The 5,403-nt window shown below is 74.7% G+C and carries 6 protein-coding genes; 3 read left to right on the top strand and 3 right to left on the bottom strand.

Annotated elements, in window-relative coordinates; genetic code table 11:
* Nucleotides 1–108: 108 nt before the first annotated feature.
* From trxA to ACFW1A_RS38050, 3 genes are all read right to left on the bottom strand, one after another.
* Entirely contained in the window at nucleotides 109–471 is a 363-nt protein-coding gene (trxA, locus tag ACFW1A_RS38060) for a thioredoxin (RefSeq protein WP_380417817.1), read from the bottom strand.
* A 28-nt stretch (nucleotides 472–499) separates the two neighbouring features.
* The gene (locus ACFW1A_RS38055) at nucleotides 500–1,951 is read right to left on the bottom strand and encodes a dihydrolipoyl dehydrogenase family protein (protein WP_380417815.1); all 1,452 of its coding nucleotides are present in this window, start codon (nucleotides 1,949–1,951) and stop codon (nucleotides 500–502) included.
* A gap of 82 nt (nucleotides 1,952–2,033) precedes the next feature.
* Nucleotides 2,034–3,023 carry a YbhN family protein gene (locus ACFW1A_RS38050; protein WP_380417813.1) on the bottom strand — a complete coding sequence of 330 codons (990 nt, stop codon included), beginning with the start codon at nucleotides 3,021–3,023 and terminating at the stop codon, nucleotides 2,034–2,036.
* 181 nt (nucleotides 3,024–3,204) lie between these two features.
* On the opposite strand from ACFW1A_RS38050, the gene ACFW1A_RS38045 reads away from it, so the two are divergent.
* The 3 genes from ACFW1A_RS38045 to ACFW1A_RS38035 form a co-directional block, all read left to right on the top strand.
* The gene (locus tag ACFW1A_RS38045; protein ID WP_380417811.1) at nucleotides 3,205–3,849 is read left to right on the top strand and encodes a hypothetical protein; all 645 of its coding nucleotides are present in this window, start codon (nucleotides 3,205–3,207) and stop codon (nucleotides 3,847–3,849) included.
* A 105-nt stretch (nucleotides 3,850–3,954) separates the two neighbouring features.
* A complete protein-coding gene (locus ACFW1A_RS38040) occupies nucleotides 3,955–4,773 on the top strand; it encodes a DsbA family protein (protein WP_380417809.1) in 819 nt (272 codons plus the stop codon).
* A partial coding sequence (locus ACFW1A_RS38035) for a vitamin K epoxide reductase family protein (protein WP_380417807.1) occupies nucleotides 4,770–5,403 on the top strand: 634 nt, incomplete at its 3' end. The genes ACFW1A_RS38040 and ACFW1A_RS38035, both read left to right, overlap by 4 nt.

The raw sequence follows: 5,403 nt of genomic DNA, 5'->3' as shown, positions 1-5,403 counted from the left end.
TGGACGCTCCGGGTGCGGCGCGGGGGGTCGGACTTGTAACCGGGGCGGGATGTCCATGGGGTCGACTTCCCGCGCCGGGCACGGGGGTTGGGGTGGAACTCGGCGAACTCAGTTCTTCTCGGCGGCGATCTTGGCGCGCACCTGGTCCATGTCCAGCCCCTTGGCCTGCTGGATGATGTCCTCCAGGGCGGGGGCGGGCAGCGCACCGGGCTGGGCGAAGATCAGCACGTTCTCCCGGATGATCGCCAGGGTCGGGATCGAGGTGATGCCGAAGGCGGCCGCGAGCTCCTGCTGCGCCTCGGTGTCCACCTTGCCGAACACCAGGTCAGGGTGGGCCTCGGCGGCCTTGTCGTAGACCGGGGCGAACTGGCGGCAGGGCCCGCACCAGGACGCCCAGAAGTCGATCAGGACGAAGGAGTCCTGGTTGACGACCTCGTCGAAGTTGTCCTTGGTGAGTTCCACGGTAGTCATGGCTGGCTCAACCGGGGGCGCGGGTGAACTATTCCGGAGCCGCCGCGGAGCTGTCCCGGTAGGTCTCCAGCAGCCGCAGCCAGACCTCGCTGACCGTCGGGTACGCCGGGACGGCGTGCCAGAGGCGCTCCAGCGGGACCTCGGCGGTGACCGCGACCGTGGCCGCGTGCAGCTGCTCGCCCGCGCCGGGGCCGACGAAGGTGACCCCGAGCACCACCCGGCGGTCCTCGTCCACCACCATCCGGGCCCGCCCGGTGTACCCGTCCGCCTGCAGCGAGGCGCCGGCCACGCGTCCGAGGTCGTAGTCGACCACCCGGACCCGGTGCCCGGCCCGCTCGGCCTGCTCGGCGGTCAGGCCCACCGCCGCGACCTCCGGCTCGGTGAAGACCACCTGCGGCACGGCCGCTTGGTCGGCGGTGGCCACGTGCGCGCCCCAGGCCGCCGTGTCCAGCGGCCGGCCCTGCGCCAGCGCGCCGATCGCGGCGCCGGCGATCCGGCCCTGGTACTTGCCCTGGTGGGTGAGGAGCGCGCGGTGGTTGACGTCGCCGGCGGCGAACAGCCAGCCGCCCTCGACCCCGCGGACCGCGCAGGTGTCGTCCACCGCCAGCCAGTCGCCGTCGGTGAGGCCGACCGTGGCCAGGCCGAGGTCGTCGGTGCGCGGGGCGCGGCCGGTGGCGTACAGCACTTCGTCGGCGGTGAGCGCGGAGCCGTCGGTCAGCTCGACGGTCACCTGGCCGATCTCGTCGCGCTGGACCCGGGCCACCTCGGCGCCGAACCGCACCGCGACCCCGGCGGCGCGCAGGCCGTCCGCGACCAGCTCGCCGGCGAACGGCTCGGTGCGCGGGAGCAGGCCCCGGCCGCGGACCAGCAGGGTCACCCGGGAGCCGAGCGCCTGCCAGGCGGCGGCCATCTCCACGGCCACCACGCCGCCGCCGACGACCAGCAGGCTGCCCGGCACGGTGAGCGAGCTGGTGGCGTCGCGGCTGGTCCACGGCTCGGCCTCGGCCAGGCCCGGCACGTCCGGCAGGGCGGCCCGGGAGCCGGTGCAGACGGCGACGGCGTGCCGGGCGGTGAGCACCAGCTCACCGCCGTCGGGGGTGCGGACCGCGACCCGGCGCGGGCCGGCCAGCCGGCCGTGGCCGCGGACCAGGTCGGCGCCGATCCCGTCCAGCCAGCCGACCTGGCCGGTGTCCTTCCAGTGCGAGGCGAAGGAGTCGCGGCGGTCCAGCACGGCCTGCGCGTCGAGGGTGCCGGTGACGGCCTCCCGGGAGCCGGCCACGGCGCGGGCGGCGGCCAGCGCGGCGGCCGGGCGGAGCAGCGCCTTGCTGGGCATGCAGGCCCAGTAGGAGCACTCGCCGCCGACCAGTTCGGCCTCCACCAGCACCGTGCTGAGGCCGGCGGCCCGGGTGCGGTCCGCGAGGTTCTCCCCGGTGGGGCCTGCGCCGAGCACGATGACGTCGTATGCGGTCTCGCTGGTCATGGGCGGGTCCCTCCCGGCGGTGACGGTCCGTCAGCCATCCTCGCACGGGCGGTCGGGAGCAGGGGACAGGACGGGGCGGGGGTCAGAGCGCCTTCTGCCGCTGCAGGTAGGTGAACGCCGCCCACCCCGGCAGCACCGGCAGCACCAGGCTGATCAGCCGGTACAGCACGACCGCCGCGAACGCCGGGGTGGACCCCAGCTGGGCGGTGCTGACCAGCAGCGCCGCCGTGGCCGCCTCCACGCCGCCGACGCCCGCCGGGGTCGGGATCACGTTGCCGATGGTGTTGCCCAGCAGCAGGGCCACCGCGACGGCGGCGAACGCGGGCTGCTGGCCGGTGGCCCGCACGCAGCAGTAGAGGGTGGTGACCAGGGTCATCGAGATGAGCACCTGACCGATCACGCCGACCGCCAGGTGGCGCGGGTGCCGCAGCAGTTCGCGCAGCCGCACCAGCGAGCCCTCGGTCAGCGGCCGCAGCCGCTCCAGCGCCCAGTGCCGCAGCCGGGGCACCGCCAGCGCCGCCAGCAGCAGCAGGCCGGCCGCGATCCCGCACCCGATCATCACCTCGTCCAGCACCCGGGTGCCCTGGTCGGCGGAGGAGTCCGAGCGGCCGGGCCGGAAACCGGTGAGCCAGAGGAAGAAGCTCAGCTGGAGCAGGTGCAGGCTGAACCCGATCACCTGGCTGGCGCCCACGCTGGAGGCGGCCGGGCCGGGCGCTATCCGGGCCTTGAGCAGCAGCCGGGTGTTGAGCGCCACGCTGCCGAAGCCGCCGGGCGCGACCAGCTTGACGAAGGAGCCGGCCACCTGGGCCAGGCCGGCCCGGACCAGCCCGATCCGCTCCGGCACGAAGCCGAGGAAGCCCATGGTGGCGGCCGGGTAGCTGGCGACGTAGGCGAGCAGGGCCAGCGCCAGCCAGGTCGGGTCGGCGCCGAGCACCAGGCGGACCGGATCCACCTGGGAGTCGGTGCCCTGCGCGTACAGCAGGGCGGCGAAGGCCGCGCCGCCCACCACGGTGATCACCGTGCGGGGCCGGAGCCAACGGCCGGGCCTGGTCTGCGATATCCCCCTCGTCACCCGAGCATGGTCCCACGCCCGGCTTTCGTTCCGCTTGACCTTCCGCGGTCAGGAGCCGTACTTCCGTACGTGGGGACCTCGTCCCCGCGAACCCGTGCGACCCGGTGCCCGGGGGCCCGTGTAAGGAGCGCGTAATCCGCCGTCTCGTGCCGGTCGGCCCCCGCGTGCCATACTCCCGCTCATGACCTCCTGCCCGACCACCCGGACCCTGCGCGCGGCGCTCTTCGCCGCGCTCGCGGTCCCGTTGGCGGCGGCGGGACAGGTCGCCGTCACCGGGCAGCCGCTGCCCGGCACGGTGCTCGCGGGAGCCGCGCTGGCCGTCTTCGCGGTGGCGGCGCTGCTGGCCGGGACCGAGCGCGGGTTCGCGCAGATCGCGGCGGCGCTGCTGCCGGTCGAGCTGCTGCTGAACACCACCTTCAACCTGGGCCAGGCGACCTGTGCCCGGCCCGATCCGAGCCGGGCGCACGGCCTCGACCTGGTGGTCTGCGGCGGCGGCTCGGTGGGCGGTGGCGCGGGCGGTCTGACGGCCGCGCCCTGGCTGCTCGAACTGACGCTGCTCGGGGTCCACCTGGCGGTCAGCCTGCTCGGCGCGCTCTGCCTGCGGCTGGCCGACCTGGCGCTCGTCCGGCTGCCCGAACTGCTGCACGCGCTGGGCCGGTTGGTCCCGGGTGCGCTGCGCGCCCTGCTGCTGGCCCCGCTGCCGGTCCGGCCGGCGCCGGGCGTGCCGCTGCCGCAGCCGCGGCCGGAGCACGCGCCCACCGAGGACCTGCCGCTCGCCCGCGACCGTCGCCGGGGTCCGCCGGCGTCCTTCGCGCTCGCCTGCTGACGCCCCGCCACGCGCTGTCGTGGCGGCGGGCGCGGGCGCGCGCCGCCGACGCCCACCCCACAGCGACGTGAGCGGCCCCGACGGCCGCGGAATCGGACTTCCCTGATGAGCAGCAACCACCCCCGCGCCACCCACGACGAGCAGCAGACCGCCCGCCGCGAGAAGCTGCAGCAGGCCCGGCTCGCCGAGCAGCGGGCCCAGGCGGTGCGCCGCCGCGCCGTGATCGGCGTGTCGATCGCGGCCGTGCTGGCGCTGGCCGGCGGCGTGACGCTGGCGATCGGCACCGCGAAGAGCGGCGGCCGGACCACCGTCTCCGCCGACGCCGCGCCCAGCAGCGCCGCGCCCCTGGTCACCCCCGCGCACACCGGCGGCGACGGGACCGTGGTGGTCTACGGCAAGCCGGACGCGCCGCACACCCTGGCGGTCTACGAGGACTTCCGCTGCCCGGTCTGCAAGAAGTTCGAGACCGCCAACGGCGGGACGGTGCAGCAGCTGGCCGACAACGGGACGTACAGGATCGAGTACCACCTGGCCGCCTTCCTGGACGACAACCTGGGCGGCAAGGGCTCGATCACCGCGCTGGCGGCGGCCGGTGCGGCGCTGAACCAGGGCGTGGACGAGTTCAAGAAGTTCCACGACGTGCTCTACGCCAACCAGCCCGACGAGCGCACCGACGGCTTCGGCGACGTCAACCGGATCCTCGACCTGGCCGGCCAGGTGCCGGGGCTGAAGACCGACGCGTTCACCAGCGCCGTCAAGGACGGCACCTACCTGCCGTGGGCGCAGAAGGTGGCGGCGGCGTTCACCAGCAGCGGGGTGACGGGCACCCCGACCATGAAGCTGGACGGCAAGGCGCTCAACCTGTTCGACGCCAACGGCCCGGTGAGCGCGGACAGCTTCAAGCAACAGGTCGGTGCCGCGTGACGGCCGTGAGCCCGGCCGCGGTGGCGCACCCGGCCGGCGAGCGGTTCGGTGCCCCGGTCGGGTACCGGTGGGTGCTCGGCGTCGCGGGCGTGCTGGGGCTGGCCGCCTCGGCGCTGCTGACCGTGGACAAGCTGCGGCTGCTGGCCAACCCGGACTACGTGCCGAGCTGCAACATCAACCCGATCATCAGCTGCGGTTCGGTGATGCGCACCGACCAGGCCTCGCTGCTCGGCTTCCCCAACTCGCTGCTGGGCCTGGTCGGCTTCGCGGTGGTGCTGGCCACCGGGGCCGCGCTGGCGGCGGGGGCCACCTGGCGGCGCTGGTACTGGCTCGGGTTGCAGGCGGGCACGCTGGTCGGGGTGGTGCTGGTGCACTGGCTGATCGGGCAGTCGCTGTACGAGATCGGCGCGCTCTGCCCGTACTGCATGGTGGTCTGGACGGTCACCATCCTGCTCTTCTGGTACACCACGCTGGCCAACCTGCGCAGCGGGGTGATCCCGGTGCCCGCGCGGCTGCGACCGCTGGTGCGGGAGCTGGACCGGTACCACTGGGCGGTGCCGGTGCTCTGGTACGGGGTGATCGTGCTGCTGGTGCTGAACCGCTTCTGGTACTTCTGGCAGACCCTCGGCT

It is taken from the genome of Kitasatospora sp. NPDC058965 (assembly GCF_042741245.1).
GTDB lineage: Bacteria > Actinomycetota > Actinomycetes > Streptomycetales > Streptomycetaceae > Kitasatospora.
The sequence above is the reverse complement of the archived record's forward strand: the minus strand, read 5'-3'. Positions and strand labels throughout refer to the sequence as shown.